Consider the following 18,620-nt stretch of genomic DNA (forward strand, 5'->3'; position numbering starts at 1 on the left):
AAATGGCGGAGGCGGGTGCACTGGCGTACAAGCCCGGTAAGGCGATGGCCAAGTATCTGCGTGAGTACGCGGAAGCGGAAAGCCATACGCTTGCGGGAATAGAAGGGCATTGGCGCGGCGTGATAATCATCCCGGCGTTTGCGGAGGATTATGAGGGGCTTGAGCGCGTCGCCGCAGCTTTATCCCACGCCGATTGCTTGCAAATCTGGGTGATCAACGCGCCGGTGGCGGCGGACGCGGATGCATTGACGATGACCCGTGCGTGTTTACGGCGCGCGCAAAGCGAAGGCCGCACCCTATGGCGCTACGCTAATCTGGAGCTGCTGGAGATCGATGGCTCAGCTATTCTGCTGGTGGATCGGTGCGGTGAGGAAACTCTGATTCCCAAAGAGCTGGGGGTGGGGCTGGCCCGCAAAATTGGCGGCGACATAGCTTTGGCTTTGATCGCGGGCGGCCATCTGCAAACGACTTGGATTCACTTCACCGACGCTGACGCGGAGCTTCCTGCGGATTATCTCAAACAGGCGGCCCAAGCTGACGGCGGCGTGGCGCTGGTTTACCCGTTTCGCCATCGTGGCGAAGGCGACGACAGACAGCGGCGCCTGATGCGAATTTATGAAAACAAGTTGCGCAGTTACGTGGTGGGCTTGCGGGCGGCGGGGTCTCCCTATGCGTATCACACTATCGGCAGCACATTAGCCTGTCGCGCGGACGCCTACGCCATGGTGCGAGGAATGCCTTTGCGTGCGGCGGGGGAAGACTTTTACCTGCTTAACAAGCTCGCTAAGCTGGGTCCGGTGTTGCAGCCGACGGGCGAAGCAATTGTTTTAAGCGGGCGGCTGAGTAGCCGGGTTCCTTTTGGAACCGGACCAGCATTGCAAACGGCGCTGGAAGGTGAGGGGACGATGGCCTTCTATCACCCGGCGACTTACCCCTGTTTGCGCATACTTCTGCAATCCGTGGCGATACTGTGGCGTTTGCGGGAGCAGCCGGAAGCGGCGATATCAGAGCTTGTCGGGGCGCTAAGCGCTTACACTGGGCGCGAGGATTTAGCCAACCAGGCTCTGGAGGCGTTCGCCGTCGCTGGAGCGGTGCGTCGTTTTGCTGCGCAATCCTCCACTGAGCAAGCCTTCCGTCGCCACTTTCACTGCTGGTTCGACGGATTTCAGACGTTGAAATGGATACACTGGTGGCGGGACAACCTGTACCCCAGTATCTACTGTGATCGCGCCGAGCAAGTACGCGCTTTGATGAATGAAATAGAGGATAAGGACGAAGTATGAGCCAAGCCTCACTCTCTGCTATGGCCGATGTGCACAAGGCGGCGCAGGAGTCTTTACTAATGACGTTGACTCCCTGGGAGTATGCCGCGGAGCCGGGAATGACGATTCGAGGCTGGCGCAGCCGCCCCTCGGGCAAACCGATACTGCACTTTATGCATGGCAACGGTTTCTGTGGATTAACCTATGAGCCTTTGTTGCGCCAGCTCGCCGAGCATTACGACTTGTTTCTCAGCGACGCGCAGGGACATGGCGACAGCGACGCCGGTGGGGCGTTTCGCGGCTGGAATGCAACGGCGGAAACCGCCTACGCCGCCTGGCGGCATTTTCGTGCGGATTATGGCGCGGTTCTGGCGCTAGGCATGGGACACAGTTTTGGCGGCGTGTTGACGACGCTGATCGCCGCGGCCCACCAGGATGCGTTTGATCAGGTGGTGGCGCTGGACCCGGTTTATTTCACTCCAACCATGTTGCGAGCGCTGACCGCTTATCGCTGGTTGCGATTGCGTGCGCCCAATCCCTTGGCCGCGCGGGCGGAAAATCGACGTGACGGCTGGGACGACAGAGCGGCTGCGCGTGAGTATTTTGAGGGGCGCGGCATGCTCAAAGGGTGGCGCGCCGACGCATTGGAGGCTTATATCCAACATGCGCTGCAGGAAACTGATAAGGGATTGACCTTGAAGTGTCCACCACGTCTGGAAGCGGCGGTGTTCGCTACCTTCCCGGATAGGTTGTGGCCTTCCATCAAACATGTGCGCCAACCCATGGCGATTATTTATGGAGAGAGTTCTTATCCGTTTGTCGTGAAATCCGCGCTGCGGGCGGCGTCAGTGAATCGTCGGGTGCGATTGCAGTCGCTTCCGGGCGGACATTGCTTTATGCAGGAAGATCCAGACGCCGCCTTAGCACATATCCTGGCTTGGGCGGCGTCCGCTGAGGGTTAGCGTAAACGGTAGCTATGCAGACGGGTGAGCAGCGATAAATCCTTGCGCTGCGCCGCCTCAGTCGCAATGGCGCTGAACACCGGCTTTGCCTGCTGGCCGGGACTGGCTGGCCCCAGGGTAAGAGTATCCTGCTTCATGACCCAGCCGCTGGCGTTTATCAAGGCCACTTCGACTACAATATTGTTCACTTCCAACGCGCTTTGATTGCTATAGGTAATGAAGGCGCGCCCCTGCTTATCTTTCAATGTCTGCAGTTGCAGATAACGCTCAGGATTCTTCGGCAAATCCAGGCGCGATAGCTTCTGGCGCGCTTCCTGGCCGTAAGCCCCTGACGCCTCCGCCGCTGCGCTGTAATGGCTGATGGCGGCGGCGGAGTTATTGCTTTGCGCCTCAATATCGCCCAGCGCCAGGTTGGCTACGGACGTCGGCAGTAAATCGTTGGCGCGGCGTAGATCCTGGGCGGCTTTGGCGCCGTCTCCCATCTCTTTATAAGCCAGGCCGCGCTTGAGAGTGTGGGCGAAGTAATCCGGGTTCAGCGACACGGCCTTGTCATACTCTTTCAAAGCGGCGGACTCTTTATTCTGCTTTTTATAGATGTCGCCGCGCAGGGAGTAAAACATCGCTTCCTCCGGCTCCAGCTTGATGGCCTGATTGGCCCGTTGCAGCGCTTTGTCGGCGTCGCCCGCTTTCAGGGCCTGGACCCCCTCGTCGTAGGCGTCATAGGCGGGAACCGTTTTGCGCAGGCGCGCCGTCGCTTTCATGAAGGCGTCTTTGCCGCGATAGTTGGACTTGGGTAGCGTCAGCGCGGTGCGTCGATTTTCCTCCACACGTTCAGGGGAGGGCGGATGTGAGGCGAACAAGCCTTCCAGCCAGTTCTGTGAATGCCCTTCAGCGAGTTTTACAAATAGTTGCTGCAGTTCCACTGCCGCCTGGGTGTCGTAACCGGCGGCGGCCATGTATTGCATGCCGTAGTGGTCGGACTCCAGCTCATGATCGCGACCATATTTCGCCACCGCCATCGTGGCGCCCATGGCGGCTCCGCCTACTAATATGTCTCGATAATCCTGATTGTCCAGCGCCAGTCCCAGGCCGGCCACACCGGCTGAGATGAGTAAATTCGACTGCATGCGCTTGGCGCTGTGACGGGCGGCGGCGTGAACGATTTCGTGGCCGAGCACGGCGGCCAGTTGCGCCTCGTCATCCAGCTTCGCCAACAGGCCCCGGTTGATGGCGATCTTGCCGGAAGGCAGCGCCCAGGCGTTGGGAACAGAGTTATTCAGCACCACGAATTCGTAGGGCAGGTCAGGGCGATCGCTGACTTTGGCGAGCTTTTCCCCCACTTGGCGAACATAGAAGGTCAGCTCCGGATCAAGATAATACAGTCCGCCCTGGGATTGTTGTGCGGGTTGGTACTGTTCCTGTCCCAGGCTCATCTCCTGCTGCTCGCTGATGATCATGATCTCGCGTTTGCCGGTGACCGGGTTCACGCTGCATCCTTGCAGCAAGATCAGGATTAGGCACAGGCTACATGTAAAGAGGCGTAGCATTATCTTCTCCAAGCGTCTAAATGAATTTCTACAAAAAATGGTCAAAAATAATATCAAAGTATCTAACGATTAAGGTGTTATGAATCTACTGGATTATTTTGCTCTCGTCTGGTTCTTATTGAATTGCGTCGGTTACACCTATTATTCGGAGCACCGCGCTAAAACCCGGCCCTGCCTGTCCAATACGTTGGACCTGTATCGCGCCGACTGGATGCGTCGTACGCTGATGCGGGACGCTCGCATCGCCGACGCTTCCGTAGTGGGCAGCCTGGAGCGCAACGGCGCTTTCTTCGCATCCAGCAGCTTGTTGATCCTTGCGGGTTTGATCACTGCTATAGGGTATACGGACAAAGCCATGTCCGTCTTTAGTGATCTACCCTATATCGCCCAGACCGGCAAGTTCATGTGGGAACTCAAGCTGGTGGTGCTGTGCGCAGTGTTCGTGTATTCCTTTTTTAAATTCACCTGGTCAATGCGGCAATACAACTTCTGTGGCGTGCTGATCAGCAGCGCGCCGTTGACCTATGAGGACAAAGTCAGCTCCGGCGCGCGCGAGGCGCTGGCCCAGTCCGCCGCACGGGTGGCGAATCTGGCCGGGGATTCTTTTAACCTGGGTTTGCGGTCATACTATTACGGACTCGCCGTACTGACCTGGTTTATCCATCCGATATTGTTCATGGCGATAACCAGCGCAGTGGTGGCCATCCTGTTTCAACGGGAGTTCCGGTCCCGCGCTCTGAAAGCGCTGCGCGCCGGTAAGACCTTTGAGGATGCGGCGGCGGGGAAAGAGTAATCGCGGAGCGTCGACAATGTATCGCATGTGACGTCGCCGCGGTTGAATCACTTCTGCGCTTGGGGCGATTGAGATTGATGAATTTGGTCGCCGCCACGCAGGACGTTCATTCAATTTATATAGCGACGGATAACTGAAACATGCAGCAGTACGAACCCTGGGAGAACGACGAGATTCGTTTCGGCCGGGTATCGAGGTTTCTGGATAGCCTTAATCAATGTCGAGAACTTGGCATCAAAGTGACTTGCGCCAATGCGGATGGCCTGGAGCTGGAACTGCCTTACAGCGAACACATCGTTGGCGACACCGATACGGGCGTCATTCATGGCGGCGCCATCACAACGTTGATGGATACCGCTTCCGGCGGCAGCGTATTGTGTTGTCTGCCCGAGCTGGAGTTGTGTCCCACCCTGGATCTGCGGGTGGACTATATGCGTCCGGCGCAGCCCGGCAAAACGGTCTACGCGCGCGCCCGGTGTTATCGGGTGACCGGCACGATCGTCTTCACTCGCTGTGAAGCGTTTCAACGGGGCCCGGATACGACAGTGGCCAACTGCGTCGCCACGTTCATGCGGATTGGGCGTGATGCGTCCCCCGATTGGTTCTGGGAAAAGATCGAGGGCAGGAAGTAATCATGGAGTCTTTACAGCAACACGTCGCCCAGGCGCACCGCAGCGGCGACTACAACAAACTCCTGGAACTGATTCCTTACGCCAGCACCCTTGGCGTGCGCTGTGAGCGTTTCGGCAATGAAGTGGTGTTTATTCTACCCAAGCGGGAACAGAATTTGGGCAATCCCATTTTGCCAGCGATTCACGGTGGCGTGATCGGCGGATTCATGGAGTTGGCCGCCGCCTTCCATCTTGCCATTTTCCTGGAGATCGACACTTTTCCCCGGATTGTCGACTTTTCGTTGGACTATCTGCGTGCAGGTCTGTATCAGGAGACCTATGCGGAATGTAAGCTGACCCGTCGCGGCAACCGCGTCGCCAATGTCAGCGTCAGCGCATGGCAGAAGAAGCGAAAGGACCCGATTGCTTTGGCGCGCGCGCACTTTTTGCTCGGCTGAGCCGCTTTATTGAGCCGCGGGTTGTCACCTGCGGCTTTTCCTTTATATACCTTCTTATATATGTTCTCGGTTTCCGAAGCTATTTGAGGGCTCGTCGCGCCAATGCGGGGATTAACCTGAGCCTTCTTAGCTAGGCGGGGGCGATCACTTCGCAATGAATCTCACCGTCGCTGAGACGGGCTTTGACTTTTTGTCCCGTGCGCACCTCTTTCTCGCTGCGAATAATCTGGCCGTTTTCGTCAGAGACGATGGCGTATCCTCGCGCCAGGGTGGCGATAGGGCTGACCGCTTCCATGTGTCCGCACAACTTGGCGAAGTGCTGAGACTTGTGTCTTAACACAGACAGAACGGCGGTTTGCAAACGGTGATCAAGGGCGTCCACGGTGGCGTAGCGGTTTTTTAAGGATTGCTTGGGGCTGGACGCCAACAGGCGGTCATGTAGATGCGTCAACTGATTGCGACGGGCGGATAGCAGGTTTTGCGCTTGCCGGTGCAGACGCATCTCCAGGTCATCCAGGCGTTGCGCGGATTCCTGCAGACGCCGACCAGGATGCTTGAGACGCTCCCGAAGCTGGTTGAGACGCATGCCTTCCTGGCGTAGCAGGCGCTGCGCGGCGGCCCCGAGCCTTTGTTCATAAACCAGAAAGCGGTGTTTCCACTCGGCCTGGTCCGGGCTGACTTTTTCCGCCGCAGCGGACGGCGTGGGCGCGCGCAGGTCGGCGACCAGATCGGCGATGGTGATGTCGGTCTCGTGGCCGACGGCGCTGACGATGGGAATAGCGCTCGCTGCGATGGCGCGGGCCACGGGTTCTTCATTAAAGGCCCACAGATCCTCCAGTGAGCCGCCGCCGCGGCCGACAATCAGCACATCGCAGGCATTAAGTCGGTTTGCGCTCGCTATCGCTGCAACGATGGCTGGCCCAGCTTCTTTGCCTTGGACAGGTACGGGGAACAGCAAGACGGGAATGGCGGGAAAGCGTCTTTTCAGTACGGTGAGAATATCGCGCACTGCCGCGCCGGTCGGAGAGGTAATCACGCCAACCTGTTTGGGCATGGCTGGTAATGGGCGCTTGCGGCTCTCTTCAAATAGCCCTTCACGGGATAGTTTGAGTTTCAGCTCCTCGAATGCGCGTCGCAGTTCGCCTTCTCCCGCCAGTTCCATACCTTCCGCAATCAACTGAAACTCGCCGCGTCCTTCATAAAGACTGACTTTGGCGCGCAAAGTAACCGCCTCGCCATCCCGGGGGCGCTGTTTCACAAACATATTGCGATTGCGAAACATGGCGCAGCGCACCTGTGCTTTGTCGTCCTTTAGAGAAAAATACCAATGTCCTGAACTGGGGCAACTGAAGTTGGAAATTTCGCCCGTCACCCAGACTTGCATGAAGCTGACTTCCAAAAGTCGGCGCACTTGACGGTTTAATTCACTGACGGAAAGGGGAGAATGGGGGCTGAGTTCGCTCATTACGCTGTATTTTTATCCAACTCTGTGGCTTGTTTTGCCCATTTGCAGGCGAAATACGGAATTTCTTAGAGAAAAGCGGGTATTAGGGAAGTCCGTAAGTTTACTGATTATGCCTTAAAATTTATAATAGTCCGATTAACTTATTTGCAAGCAAAAAGGCGATTCATATGCTGCGCATAGCTCAAGAAGCGCTAACCTTCGACGACGTTCTTCTCATCCCCGGTTATTCTGAAGTCCTGCCCAAAGACGTCAGCCTGACCACCCGACTTACCCGCGACATCACGATCAACCTCCCCCTTGTCTCCGCCGCCATGGATACCGTAACGGAAGCCCGTTTGGCTATCGCATTGGCGCAGGAAGGCGGCATCGGCATTATTCATAAGAATATGACGATCGACCAACAAGCGGCGGAAGTGCGTACGGTGAAGAAATTTGAAAGTGGTGTGGTGAAAGACCCCATCACTGTCTCACCGAGCAACACGGTCAGTGAAGTCCGCGCTATCACCATGGCCAATAATATTTCTGGTCTGCCGGTGGTGGACGGTAAGGATCTGGTGGGCATTATCACCGGTCGCGACATCCGTTTTGAAAATAACCTGAACAAGAAAGTTCAGGAACTGATGACGCCAAAAGAGAAGCTGGTCACCGTCACCGAAGGTTACGACATGGAAACGGTGAAGAACCTGTTGCACCGCCACCGTATCGAAAAAGTGTTGGTGGTGAACAACGAGTTCGAGCTTAAGGGCTTGATCACGCTGAAAGATATTCAGAAGGCGCAGGACTACCCGCGCGCATCCAAGGACGAGCAAGGGCGTTTGCGCGTCGGCGCTGCGGTCGGCACTGGCGATGGCACTGATGAGCGTATCGCTGCATTGGCCGCCGCTGGCGTAGACGTCATCGTGGTCGATACCGCGCACGGTCACTCCCTCGGTGTGTTAAATCGCGTGCGTTGGGTGAAGACTCATTTCCCTGAAGTACAGGTCATCGGCGGCAACATCGCCACGGGCGAAGCGGCTCTGGCGCTGGTTGAAGCCGGCGCAGACGGCGTCAAAGTGGGTATCGGCCCCGGCTCTATCTGTACTACCCGTATTGTCGCAGGCATCGGCGTACCTCAGATGTCAGCCATTGCGAATGTGGCGGCGGCCCTGAAAGACAGCGGCGTCCCCTTGATCGCAGACGGCGGCATCCGCTTCTCCGGCGATATCGCCAAAGCGATCGCCGCAGGCGCCTCCAGCGTCATGGTTGGCGGTCTGTTGGCGGGTACTGATGAATCTCCAGGTGAAGTGGAGCTGTATCAGGGCCGTAGCTACAAAGCCTATCGCGGCATGGGGTCTCTGGGCGCCATGGCGCAAAGCCAGGGCTCCAGCGACCGTTACTTCCAGGACGCCAGTTCAGGCGTTGAAAAACTGGTGCCGGAAGGCATTGAAGGTCGCGTCGCCAGCAAGGGGCCGTTGACCAATGTCGTGCATCAGTTGATGGGCGGCCTGCGTTCCTCTATGGGATACACCGGCTGCGCAACAATAGAAGAAATGCGCACCAAGCCCCAGTTCACCCGCATTACCAACGCCGGCATCCATGAGAGCCACGTTCATGACGTGACGATCACCAAGGAAGCGCCTAACTACCGTTCAGGCGGATAGGGACGCTCGGGTTGAAGATGGCGCTTATGCAATTCTCGTCAGGCTCGGCTCATAAACCGGGCCGCGCGTCGAGATTGCGCGCCTCGGCGCTCAGTGATAGCGGCTGGCGCCGAAAAGATGTTTTTTAAACTATGGCGGGGCTGAAAGGCCCCGCCCTTGTTTCTGTCTGAGGAAGGCTTCGAATGTCCGAAAATATTCATTCCCATCGTATTTTGATCCTGGATTTCGGTTCTCAATACACGCAGTTGATTGCACGCCGGGTTCGCGAAATCGGCGTTTACTGCGAAATTTACCCCTTCGATATGAGCGAAGCGGATATTCGCGAGTTCAATCCTAAAGGCGTGATCCTGGCTGGCGGCCCTGAGTCTGTGACGGAAATGGGCTCGCCGCGTGCGCCTGAGTGTCTGTTTGGCATGGATCTTCCTCTGTTGGGTATTTGCTATGGCATGCAGACCATGGCGGAGCAGATGGGCGGCAAGGTTGCAGGTTCGAATGTGCGGGAGTTCGGCTATGCGCAGGTGAAGATCGAACGCTCCGAAGACGGTTTATTTGAAAATATCAAAGATCATGTGGCGGACGACGGCAAGCCTTTGCTGGATGTCTGGATGAGCCATGGCGATAAAGTCGTGACTTTGCCGGAAAGCTTTGTGATTAGCGCTTCTACGCCCAGCGCGCCTATCGCTGCGATGCAGCATGAGAGCAAGCCCTGGTTTGGCGTGCAGTTCCACCCGGAAGTGACCCACACGCTACAGGGACGTCGCATGCTGGAGCGGTTCCTGGTGAATATCTGCGGATGTAAGCAACTGTGGACGCCTGGACGCATTATTGAAGACGCCATCACGCAGATTCGTAATCAAGTGGGGCAGGACAAGGTGCTGTTGGGTCTGTCCGGCGGCGTGGACTCCTCTGTGGTTGCTGCGCTGCTGCATCGCGCTATCGGAGATCAGCTGACTTGCGTATTCGTGGACAATGGTCTGCTACGTTTGAATGAAGGCGATCAGGTCATGGACATGTTCGCCAAGAATATGGGCATCAAAGTCGTGCGCGCCAATGCGCAGGAGCAGTTTCTGAGTAAGCTGGCGGGCGAAAACGATCCAGAGCGCAAGCGCAAGACCATCGGCCATACTTTCATTGAAGTATTTGATGAAGAAGCCGCCAAGATCAAAGACGTGAAGTGGTTGGCGCAAGGCACTATCTACCCTGACGTTATTGAGTCCGCCGCAGCGAAAACCGGTAAAGCCCATGTCATAAAATCCCACCACAATGTTGGCGGATTGCCGGAAGACATGGAGATGCAACTGGTTGAGCCTTTGCGTGAGCTGTTCAAGGACGAAGTCCGTAAGATCGGTCTGGAGCTGGGCCTCCCTTACGATATGGTATATCGCCACCCCTTCCCGGGACCGGGTCTGGGCGTGCGTATCCTTGGCGAAGTGAAGAAAGAATATGCGGATATTCTGCGCGAAGCGGACGCGATCTTCATCGAAGAGCTGCATCACGCGGAGCTGTATCACAAGGTGTCGCAGGCGTTTGCAGTGTTTCTACCGGTTAAGTCGGTTGGTGTAGTCGGAGACGCTCGTCGTTATGAATACGTCATCGCGTTGAGAGCGGTGGAAACCATCGACTTTATGACGGCTCGCTGGGCGCATCTGCCTTATGAACTATTGGAAAAGATCTCCAATCGTATTATTAATGAGATTTCCGGCGTGTCACGGGTGGTTTATGACGTTTCGTCCAAACCGCCTGCTACTATTGAGTGGGAATAATCACACTGATAGTAATCTGTTAATCGGAATAGCCTAGAGGGATTTGTCCCCATATAGAAGGAGCCTGAGGGCTCCTTTTTGTCGGAAGGTCCCTGGCGAAATTTGTAAAGTTGAAAGAGTATTATGCAGGACGGTTTTGATTCGTTTCCCGGGAAACCGGATGAGGACGAATACTGGATGCGGCGGGCGCTTGGCCTGGCGGCGCAAGCGCTGGCGTACGACGAAGTGCCGGTGGGCGCCATTCTGGTGCGGGATGGTCAGGTATTGGGGGAAGGGTGGAATCAGCCTATCCGCAGCCATGACCCTACCGCTCATGCGGAAATCAGTGCGATTCGCAAAGCCTCCGCGGTAGCGGGGAATTACCGCTTGCCGGGCTCCACGTTGTATGTGACGCTGGAGCCTTGTGTCATGTGTCTCGGCGCGCTGGTGCATGCGCGTGTGTCCAGACTGGTGTTTGGCGCCTATGAACCCAAAGCCGGCGCCGTATGCAGTAGCAGCCGCCTGCTGGATGAGCATAACTTTAATTGGAAACTGGAATGGACCGGCGGCGTGCTGGAACAACCCTGTTCGCAACTTCTCAGTGGTTTTTTTCAGCGCCGGCGTTCTGAAGCCAAAGACGAGCGACGGAAGCAACAGCCATCCTCTTAAGAATTCAGCTAACCTCAATGAAAATATTTAAGGATACGGATTAATGAAAGTATTAGTTACAGGCGGCGCCGGCTATATCGGCAGTCACGTAGTGCGTCAGTTGGGCGAAGCCGGGCATGACATCGTAGTGTACGACAACCTGTCCACTGGCCACCCCTGGGCTGTCACTTACGGCGAGCTGGTGCAGGCGGACCTGGCGGATACAGACGCGCTGGATGCGGTGTTCGAGAAAGGGCAGTTTGAGGCGGTGTTGCACTTCGCCGCCAACATTGTGGTGCCGGAGTCGGTAGAGAATCCGCTTAAGTATTACAGCAACAATACCCGTAATACGCTCAACCTGTTGGGCGCGATTCAGAAGCACAAGGTTCCATACATGGTGTTCTCTTCCACGGCGGCGGTCTATGGCATGCCGGAGAACACGATGATCACTGAAGAAACGCCATTAATGCCGATTAATCCATACGGCGCTTCCAAAATGATGAGTGAGCGCATGATTCAGGATCTGGCGTTCGCAACCGACCTCAACTACACCATTCTGCGTTATTTCAATGTGGCGGGCGCTGACCTGGAGAGCCGCATCGGCCAGGCGACGCCGGAAGCGACTCACTTGATCAAAGTGGCCTGTGAATGCGTACAGGGCGTGCGCGCCGGTATGAAAGTGTTCGGTACTGACTACGATACCCGCGACGGCACCTGTATCCGTGATTACATCCACGTAGATGACCTGGCCAAAGCCCACGTAATGGCGCTGGATCATATGAAGGCGGGCGGCGGCTCCAATATTTTCAATTGCGGCTACGGACGCGGCTTCACCGTGAAAGAAGTGATTGATGTCGTTAAAGCGGAGTCCGGCAAAGATTTCTCGGTTGAGGAAGTTGATCGTCGCGCAGGCGACCCTGACGCGCTGGTGGCGATGAACGATAAAATCAAATCTGTCCTGGGCTGGAAGCCCGATCATGATGATCTGAATGTCATCGTTAAGTCCGCTTTGAATTGGGAAGCGGTCTGGCAGAACAAACAGAAAGAGATCTGAGATTAAGCAATAGGAACGTGCACTCATGAAAATAGCCATCTTCGGCACCGGATACGTAGGTTTGGTGACGGGCGCCTGTCTGGCGGACGTCGGACATCAGGTGCTCTGCGTCGACGTGGACGAAAAGAAGATCCAGAACCTGAAAAACGGTTTGATTCCAATCTATGAGCCAGGGCTTGAGCCCATCGTGAAGCTGAATGTGGAGGCGGGACGCCTGTCATTCACAACCAATGCTGAAGAAGCCGTGGCGTTTGGCGACTTGCAGTTTATCGCTGTCGGTACGCCGCCGGACGAAGATGGTTCTGCGGATCTGCAATATGTTTTGACCGTGGCGCGCACAATCGGGCGCCACATGCAGGACTATAAAGTGGTCGTGGATAAGTCAACGGTGCCGGTTGGCACCGGCGATAAGGTTGGCGCCGCTATCAGCGATGAGCTGGCGAGACGAGGCGTTTCCTTGGATTTTGACGTTGTCTCCAACCCTGAGTTTTTGAAGGAAGGCGATGCGGTGGGCGACTTTATGAAGCCGGATCGTATTGTCGTGGGAGTGCAAAGTGAGCGCGCCGTCAGTCTGATGCGTGAAGCCTACGAGCCGTTCAACCGTAATCACGACCGAATGGTGGTGATGGATGTGCGTTCGGCGGAGCTGACCAAGTACGCCGCCAACGCCATGTTGGCCACCAAAATCAGCTTTATGAATGAAATCGCCAACCTGGCGGAACTGCTCGGCGCGGATATCGAACAGGTGCGTAAAGGCATTGGCTCTGACCCTCGTATCGGGTACCACTTCATTTATCCTGGCTGTGGTTATGGCGGGTCTTGTTTCCCGAAAGACGTCAAGGCGCTCGTACGCACCGCCAAAGATGTGGCTTACGATGCAAAGTTGCTGTCTTCGGTAGAGTCTGTAAACGACTCCCAGAAGCACGTGCTGTTCCGTAAACTCAGTGAACACTTCAATGGCAAGCTGGCGGGACGCACTTTTGCGTTGTGGGGATTGGCGTTCAAGCCGAATACGGACGACATGCGGGAAGCCTCCAGCCGTGTTCTGATGGAGTCGCTGTGGGCTGCTGGCGCCAAGGTGCAGGCGTTTGACCCGAAAGCGATGGAAGAAACCCAGCGAATTTACGCCGACAAAGACGAGCTGATGTTGTGCGGTACGAAAGAGCAGGCGCTGAAAGGCGCGGACGCGCTGATTATCTGTACGGAGTGGAAAGAGTTTCGCTCCCCGGATTTCGGCTATATCGTCAGCGCGCTGAAAGAGCCTGTGATTTTCGATGGCCGCAACCTGTATGACCCTGAACGCGTGCAGCGTAAAGGCGTGCAGTATTACGGCATTGGTCGTGGGCTAAGTATCAGCAAGGGTGCGGAAGCCTGAGTTCAGATAAAGGAGAAACGCTGTGAGTTTTGAGCTGCACGCGCAGTTGGCGAAAGACACGATAGTGATCGGCGATTTGCCTCTGTGCCGCCTGTTGCTGATGAATGACGCCCAGTACCCCTGGTGCATTCTGGTTCCGAGAGTGGAGGGTGTTCGCGAGGCTTATGAGTTAGGCCACGAGGCGCAAGAGCAGTTGACGCGCGAGTCGGCGATAGTCGGCAAGACGCTGATGGCGCTGTTCGATGGATATAAGCTGAATGTGGCGGCCCTGGGCAATATGGTGCCGCAGCTGCATCTTCACCATATCGTTCGCTTTCCCACGGATGCAGCCTGGCCGAAGCCGGTTTGGGGCGTGAGCCCGGCGCAGCCCTATTCAGAGCAGGATTCGCAGGCGCTCAAACAGAAGATTCACGGGGCGCTCAGTCCGCTGATCGCCATCACTGGTTGAGCCGCTGATATCACCCGCCTGGGCCGCTTGTTTTGGCGGCGCCAGGCTTCCTTTCTTGCACAAGTCCGCCTCTCAACACCATACGTAGCTGAGTGGACAGTTTTAGTTTCAGTTGCTTTCTTTCCGCTGCGTCGGCGTCCAAACCTTCTGAGCCGCAGTTAAACACCAGCACCACCAGCGCATCAGCGACTGCTTTCGGGTCTCGTAACGGCGCGCCGCCATTTTCTCCAAATCGCCCCAGGTCCGCCGCCAGCTCCGTAATAAAATGATCGGTTTCCGCTTTAATGGCTGTGCGAAAGCGCAACGAGACGCCGTTTTTTTCCCTCAGCAGTAAGCGAAACAGGTTGGCGTTGGAGTTCAGATACTCGAAAAAAGTATCGATGGAGGTTTCCACCAGGCCTCCTTTCTTGGCGACCCTTTTACGCGCTTGCCGCATTAGTCGGCGCAGGGTGATGCCTGCTTCGTCCACCAAAGCCAGGCCAAGCTCTTCCAGATCGTTGAAGTGGCGATAAAAAGAGGTGGGAGCGATGCCTGCTTCGCGCGCGACTTCTCTCAGGCTGAGGCTGGCGAAGTTGCGGTCTGGGCCGAGTTGTTGCAGGGCGGCGTTCATTAGCGCCTGACGGGTGCGCTCTTTCTGTTGGGCTCTCGTGGTCAATAGCGAAATCCTGATTGGACGATCGGCGTGCGCCGCACTCCTTCATAGGAGTGCGGCTTGTTCAAGGCGGGCTAGTATAACTCGTATTTCAGTGGTCGGATGACGGCGTTAAATACATCGACCCATTTTTGTGAGAACTGGCTGCCGGAGCGGCTGTTGATTTCCAGCACCGCTCTGATAAAGGGACGTTTATAGCGACTGGAGTAAATGCGTGGGTGAGAAATTGCTTCGAAGGCGTCCGCGATGGCGATGATCTTGGCGCCATCGCAAATCTCCCGGTCCCGCAGTCCAATAGGGTAGCCCTTGCCGCTGACATGCTCATGGTGTTGATCAATGATGCGGCGTGACTCCTGCCACTCAGGCATGTTGATCAGCAAGGCGCTGCCTACGCTGGTGTGCTTATGAATGCTGTGGTCTTCTGACTCGGAGAGACTGCTGCTTTTATGCAGGATATCGAGGGGAAGGAAGGACATGCCGATATCATGCACCAGCGCGGCGGCGCTGAGCTGAGCTGGATCTACTGGTTCGCGCGCGTGCCGATTCATCGCCAGGGCGAGTAAAAGCACACGTCTGTTTTTACCCAGCCAAAAACGTGACCGTGCTTCAGCCGGCGTCGCGAGACTGAGGAAGAACAGCAGGTCGGCGTTGGTATGGACATCGTACTTGCGCCACAGCGCCAGCAACTCGGAATAAACGTCATTCGCGTTGCGTCCCGCCGTTTGCGCGCTGACTTCCGGGGCGAGCAGCGCCAAAAGCTCCTGCATGGCCTCGTTGCGACCGTTCGCGACGGTCTTGGGAAGCTGACAAAGCAGATCGCTGATTCTGGCGTTCTCCACCATTTGAATATTTTCGAAGCTGCCGTTATCGATAGCGACGGCGCAAACCTGGATGCGCTCCATCGCCAGCAACAGCAGGTCGCTGATTTCCGGGCGGAAGTTCAATTGCTTGTCAGCAATTCCGGCCATGATGGTGTAAATGCCCTGCATCAATGATCCCAGTTCGATCTCGGCGAACTTTATTTCCTGTGCGATGGCTTCGTAGTTTGCACAGAGACGGGCGATCAGTGTGGCGTCGTTGGGCGCGGCTTCCAGCTCTACCAGATTTTTTTCGAAACTTTCACGCAAGTCCGACAGTATGTCTGGCCTGAGAGTGGTTGCATGGAAATAGGGAAGAGGGGATGGTTGGGCCATATCTTATTACCAGCATGGATACAGTCATACTTTGAAGTATAGCCAGAAAAATAGTTATTGCCCGACTTCGCCGCACGGGCGCCTTGGACCTCCCGGCGGCGTATGGGGAGCTAATGCGAGTGATTACGCAGTAGCGCGCTGCAGGCGGCTCATTTCGTCGTGACAGCGTTTCAAAGTGGGATAGATATCCTGCAGAGTGGCTTGAACGCCGGGGGCCTTCACTTCTTCGATGGCGTCGCGGATTTTTTCCAGGGTTTTGTCCTCGACTTCCTCCAGTTGCTCGATATACACATGTTCCGAATCGTCCTTGATGGCGGCCAGGATTTTTGCGTAATGCTCGCGCAGAATGCCGCCGAGAGTGTGTCCGGTCTCTTTTTCACCTTTTTCGAAGACAATATAGGGCTGCAACCGGCCTACTGCGCCTTCGCGAATGGCTGACATGCGTTCGAACACCAAACGCACCGCATTGCTCTTTACCTTGTCTTTGGCTTCGGTGTAGAAGTCAATGCCGTCGTTAAGCACCTTTACCAGATCTCTCAAGCTGTTTGTTTCTGAATTAGTCATCATTGATCTCCTCAGTATTCCTTGGATCTACTTCTTGCGGTTTGTCCGCAGTTCATAAGTAGTACAGCAACAGCCGTGCCAAGCGTAAAAACCCATTTAATTTATTGAAAAAATATGGGTTTTTGTCTGTGATAGGCGATCGACGGGAAATAATGGGAAGAAAGTCGTGTAAATAAGAAAAAAGGAAGGCCGCTTTGTTGTGGCTTTTACAAGGCGACCTGGAGGTAGAGAACGCCAATAGGCGTTAAAGCGAGTTTTTAGCGGGTAGCACGGCTGTCAGTTCGCCCAGAGAAACAGGCTTCATCAAGTGGTGCTGAAATCCTGCCTCTGAGGAGCGTTGTTTGTCCTCAGCATAACCGCTCAATGCAATGAGGCGGGCGTCTGGAAGGCCTTGGTCGCGTATTCTCCGGGCTAGACTGTAGCCGTCAGTATCGGGAAGGTTCAAATCCAACACGACCACAGAAGGCTTTATCCGCTCCGCCATTTCCAGCGCTTCGGCGCCGTTTGCAGCGCAGTGTACGCGCCAGCCCAAGTGCTCCAGCAGGGCGGCGGTAGCGGCGCTGGCGTCCGCATTATCTTCCACTAGTAATAAAGAGGGTGACTTGGCCTGTGTGTTCGGTAGATGACGCTCAATCAGTGTGAATAGCTGACTGACGTTGACCGGCTTGCTCAAATGATCCGTACAGCCGCTGGCCAGGCAGCGTTCCCGTTCACCACGCATGGTGGCGGCGGTCAGCGCCAGGACTGGCGTTTCGTGGCCGCGGCGACGCAGTTCGCGGGTAGCGGAGTGTCCGTCCAGCACGGGCATATGCATATCCATGATCACCAGATCAATCGGGCTATCCGATTGCGCGGCCTCAGATACGATGCGTACCGCCTCTGCGCCATTTTGCGCGTAACTGACTCGCGCTCCGGCGCTTTCCACCAGGTGGCCGATCAGGCGGCGAATATCCGGCAGATCATCAGCGACCAAAAGGTGGCCCTGCACTTGATGGGTTCGCGTCGCATGAGGTTCCGCCGCGCCGCCTGTTTCCAGGTCTGGTTGAATGCGTTTCACGCCTTCCAGCGGGCCGGGTTTGACGATAGCGGTGAAATCGCTGCCTTCACCAGGTCTGCTGCTCAGTCGAATGTCGCCGCCCAGTCGGTGCGCCAATTGACGACTGATGGCCAGGCCCAGCCCCGCGCCTTCGCCGCGGCGCATACTGTTGGCGTAAACCTGAGTGAAGGGCTGAAAGAGGCGCTTTTGGTCCGCGAGGCTGATGCCGGGGCCGGTGTCCAGCACTTTGAACTGGACTTTCTCCTGCTCCTCTTCCTTGATCATCTGTACGCGTACGGTGACTTCCCCTTGTTCGGTGAACTTGATGGCGTTGCCGATCAGGTTCAACAATATTTGTCGCAGACGAATAGGGTCGGTTTCAATATTTTCCGGTAGTGGCGAGTCGGCGATAAAGCTCAGTTGCAGGTTTTTATCCTGTGCGGACACCGCCATGAGAGAGTAAAGGTCGGCCAGAAATGCCTGCAGGTTGACGCGCACAAACTCCATTTCGAGCTTGCCCGCCTCGATCTTGGAGATGTCCAGAATGTCGTTGAGCAGGCTTAATAGATGCTGCCCATTACGTTGGACGATCTGCAGATAAGACAGGTTGTCGGGCGCATTGTCCTGCGCGATGAGCAGCTCGGTATAACCCAGGATGGCGGTCAATGGCGTGCGCAACTCATGACTCAGGTGCGCCAGGAATTCACTTTTGGAACGGTTTTCCGCTTCCGCCTTCAGTCTTTCCAGTCTCTCCGTTTCCATTTCCCGGCGCGCTAGCGCATAACGGATGGATCTGGCCAAATGGGCGGAATTAAGATCGGATTTCACCAGATAATCGACGGCTCCTCCACGAAGCGCGTCGGCGTCAAGGCGGCTGTCATCCTGGCCCGTAAGCATGATTATCGGGCCGTGAAAGCCCAGCTTGGGAGCCTCCCGTAATAGCATCAGGCCGTCATCCGGGCCTAAGCGATAGTCCATAAGACAGACATGGTGTTCGTCTCTGGCCAGGGCGGCGCGGGCTATTTCCGCGTTGCTGGCCCAATCCAGCTCGAATTGCGAGGGTGCTATCTGCTCCAGGAGATCCTTGGCGATGATATAGTCGTCTTCGTCGTCCTCCACCAGCAACAATTTGATCGGTGTGGGGAAGTTCGTCTGGTTCTCCGTCATTAG

The 18,620-nt window shown here is 56.0% G+C and carries 17 protein-coding genes; 11 read left to right on the top strand and 6 right to left on the bottom strand.

Annotated features, from left to right (window positions below; genetic code table 11):
* Positions 1-2 precede the first annotated feature (2 nt).
* Both ACQYWX_RS08040 and ACQYWX_RS08045 read left to right on the top strand, forming a co-directional pair.
* Positions 3-1,283 carry a hypothetical protein gene (locus ACQYWX_RS08040; RefSeq protein ID WP_431688432.1) on the top strand — a complete coding sequence of 427 codons (1,281 nt, stop codon included), beginning with the start codon at positions 3-5 and terminating at the stop codon, positions 1,281-1,283.
* A complete protein-coding gene (locus ACQYWX_RS08045) occupies positions 1,280-2,224 on the top strand; it encodes an alpha/beta fold hydrolase (protein WP_431688433.1) in 945 nt (314 codons plus the stop codon). The genes ACQYWX_RS08040 and ACQYWX_RS08045 overlap by 4 nt, the downstream gene beginning before the upstream one ends.
* Here ACQYWX_RS08045 and ACQYWX_RS08050 read toward each other — a convergent pair.
* On the bottom strand, positions 2,221-3,711 hold the full coding sequence (locus ACQYWX_RS08050) for a M48 family metalloprotease (protein WP_431688434.1): 1,491 nt from the start codon (positions 3,709-3,711) through the stop codon (positions 2,221-2,223). The two genes, ACQYWX_RS08045 and ACQYWX_RS08050, sit on opposite strands and share 4 nt — an antisense overlap.
* Before the next feature lie 139 nt (positions 3,712-3,850).
* On the opposite strand from ACQYWX_RS08050, the gene ACQYWX_RS08055 reads away from it, so the two are divergent.
* The 3 genes from ACQYWX_RS08055 (at position 3,851) to ACQYWX_RS08065 (ending at position 5,633) form a co-directional block, all read left to right on the top strand.
* Positions 3,851-4,564 (top strand): DUF599 domain-containing protein, encoded by a 714-nt coding sequence (locus tag ACQYWX_RS08055; RefSeq protein ID WP_216737263.1) that lies wholly within the window; start codon positions 3,851-3,853, stop codon positions 4,562-4,564.
* Between the two features lie 140 nt (positions 4,565-4,704).
* Complete coding sequence (locus tag ACQYWX_RS08060) at positions 4,705-5,196, top strand: PaaI family thioesterase (RefSeq protein WP_279503447.1); 492 nt, start codon at positions 4,705-4,707, stop codon at positions 5,194-5,196.
* Positions 5,197-5,198: 2 nt separating this feature from the next.
* Positions 5,199-5,633 carry a PaaI family thioesterase gene (locus tag ACQYWX_RS08065; protein ID WP_206618130.1) on the top strand — a complete coding sequence of 145 codons (435 nt, stop codon included), beginning with the start codon at positions 5,199-5,201 and terminating at the stop codon, positions 5,631-5,633.
* A gap of 130 nt (positions 5,634-5,763) precedes the next feature.
* Here ACQYWX_RS08065 and xseA read toward each other — a convergent pair whose 3' ends face one another.
* Entirely contained in the window at positions 5,764-7,098 is a 1,335-nt protein-coding gene (gene xseA, locus ACQYWX_RS08070; RefSeq protein ID WP_431688435.1) for an exodeoxyribonuclease VII large subunit, read from the bottom strand.
* A gap of 167 nt (positions 7,099-7,265) precedes the next feature.
* Here xseA and guaB point away from each other — a divergent pair, with 167 nt between their 5' ends.
* From guaB to ACQYWX_RS08100, 6 genes are all read left to right on the top strand, one after another.
* Positions 7,266-8,738 carry an IMP dehydrogenase gene (gene guaB / locus ACQYWX_RS08075; RefSeq protein ID WP_431688436.1) on the top strand — a complete coding sequence of 491 codons (1,473 nt, stop codon included), beginning with the start codon at positions 7,266-7,268 and terminating at the stop codon, positions 8,736-8,738.
* Positions 8,739-8,920: 182 nt separating this feature from the next.
* On the top strand, positions 8,921-10,501 hold the full coding sequence (gene guaA, locus ACQYWX_RS08080; protein WP_431688437.1) for a glutamine-hydrolyzing GMP synthase: 1,581 nt from the start codon (positions 8,921-8,923) through the stop codon (positions 10,499-10,501).
* 123 nt (positions 10,502-10,624) lie between these two features.
* Positions 10,625-11,149 (top strand): tRNA adenosine(34) deaminase TadA, encoded by a 525-nt coding sequence (gene tadA, locus ACQYWX_RS08085; RefSeq protein WP_127969294.1) that lies wholly within the window; start codon positions 10,625-10,627, stop codon positions 11,147-11,149.
* A gap of 43 nt (positions 11,150-11,192) precedes the next feature.
* Positions 11,193-12,182: a UDP-glucose 4-epimerase GalE gene (gene galE, locus ACQYWX_RS08090; protein ID WP_431688438.1), complete on the top strand. Its 990-nt coding sequence runs from the start codon at positions 11,193-11,195 to the stop codon at positions 12,180-12,182.
* Between the two features lie 25 nt (positions 12,183-12,207).
* Positions 12,208-13,557, top strand: coding sequence for a UDP-glucose dehydrogenase family protein (locus ACQYWX_RS08095; RefSeq protein WP_431688439.1), 1,350 nt, complete (start codon positions 12,208-12,210; stop codon positions 13,555-13,557).
* A gap of 22 nt (positions 13,558-13,579) precedes the next feature.
* A complete protein-coding gene (locus ACQYWX_RS08100; protein ID WP_431688440.1) occupies positions 13,580-14,005 on the top strand; it encodes an HIT domain-containing protein in 426 nt (141 codons plus the stop codon).
* A 10-nt stretch (positions 14,006-14,015) separates the two neighbouring features.
* On the opposite strand, the gene fabR is transcribed toward ACQYWX_RS08100, so the two are convergent.
* The 4 genes from fabR to ACQYWX_RS08120 form a co-directional block, all read right to left on the bottom strand.
* Complete coding sequence (gene fabR / locus ACQYWX_RS08105) at positions 14,016-14,660, bottom strand: HTH-type transcriptional repressor FabR (protein WP_216737256.1); 645 nt, start codon at positions 14,658-14,660, stop codon at positions 14,016-14,018.
* A 71-nt stretch (positions 14,661-14,731) separates the two neighbouring features.
* On the bottom strand, positions 14,732-15,850 hold the full coding sequence (locus ACQYWX_RS08110; protein ID WP_216737255.1) for an HD-GYP domain-containing protein: 1,119 nt from the start codon (positions 15,848-15,850) through the stop codon (positions 14,732-14,734).
* Between the two features lie 123 nt (positions 15,851-15,973).
* Positions 15,974-16,417 carry a ferritin-like domain-containing protein gene (locus ACQYWX_RS08115; protein WP_431688441.1) on the bottom strand — a complete coding sequence of 148 codons (444 nt, stop codon included), beginning with the start codon at positions 16,415-16,417 and terminating at the stop codon, positions 15,974-15,976.
* 241 nt (positions 16,418-16,658) lie between these two features.
* The gene (locus ACQYWX_RS08120; protein ID WP_431688442.1) at positions 16,659-18,617 is read right to left on the bottom strand and encodes a response regulator; all 1,959 of its coding nucleotides are present in this window, start codon (positions 18,615-18,617) and stop codon (positions 16,659-16,661) included.
* Positions 18,618-18,620: the final 3 nt, after the last annotated feature.

It is taken from the genome of Hahella sp. NBU794, assembly GCF_050749805.1.
Classification (GTDB): domain Bacteria; phylum Pseudomonadota; class Gammaproteobacteria; order Pseudomonadales; family Oleiphilaceae; genus Hahella.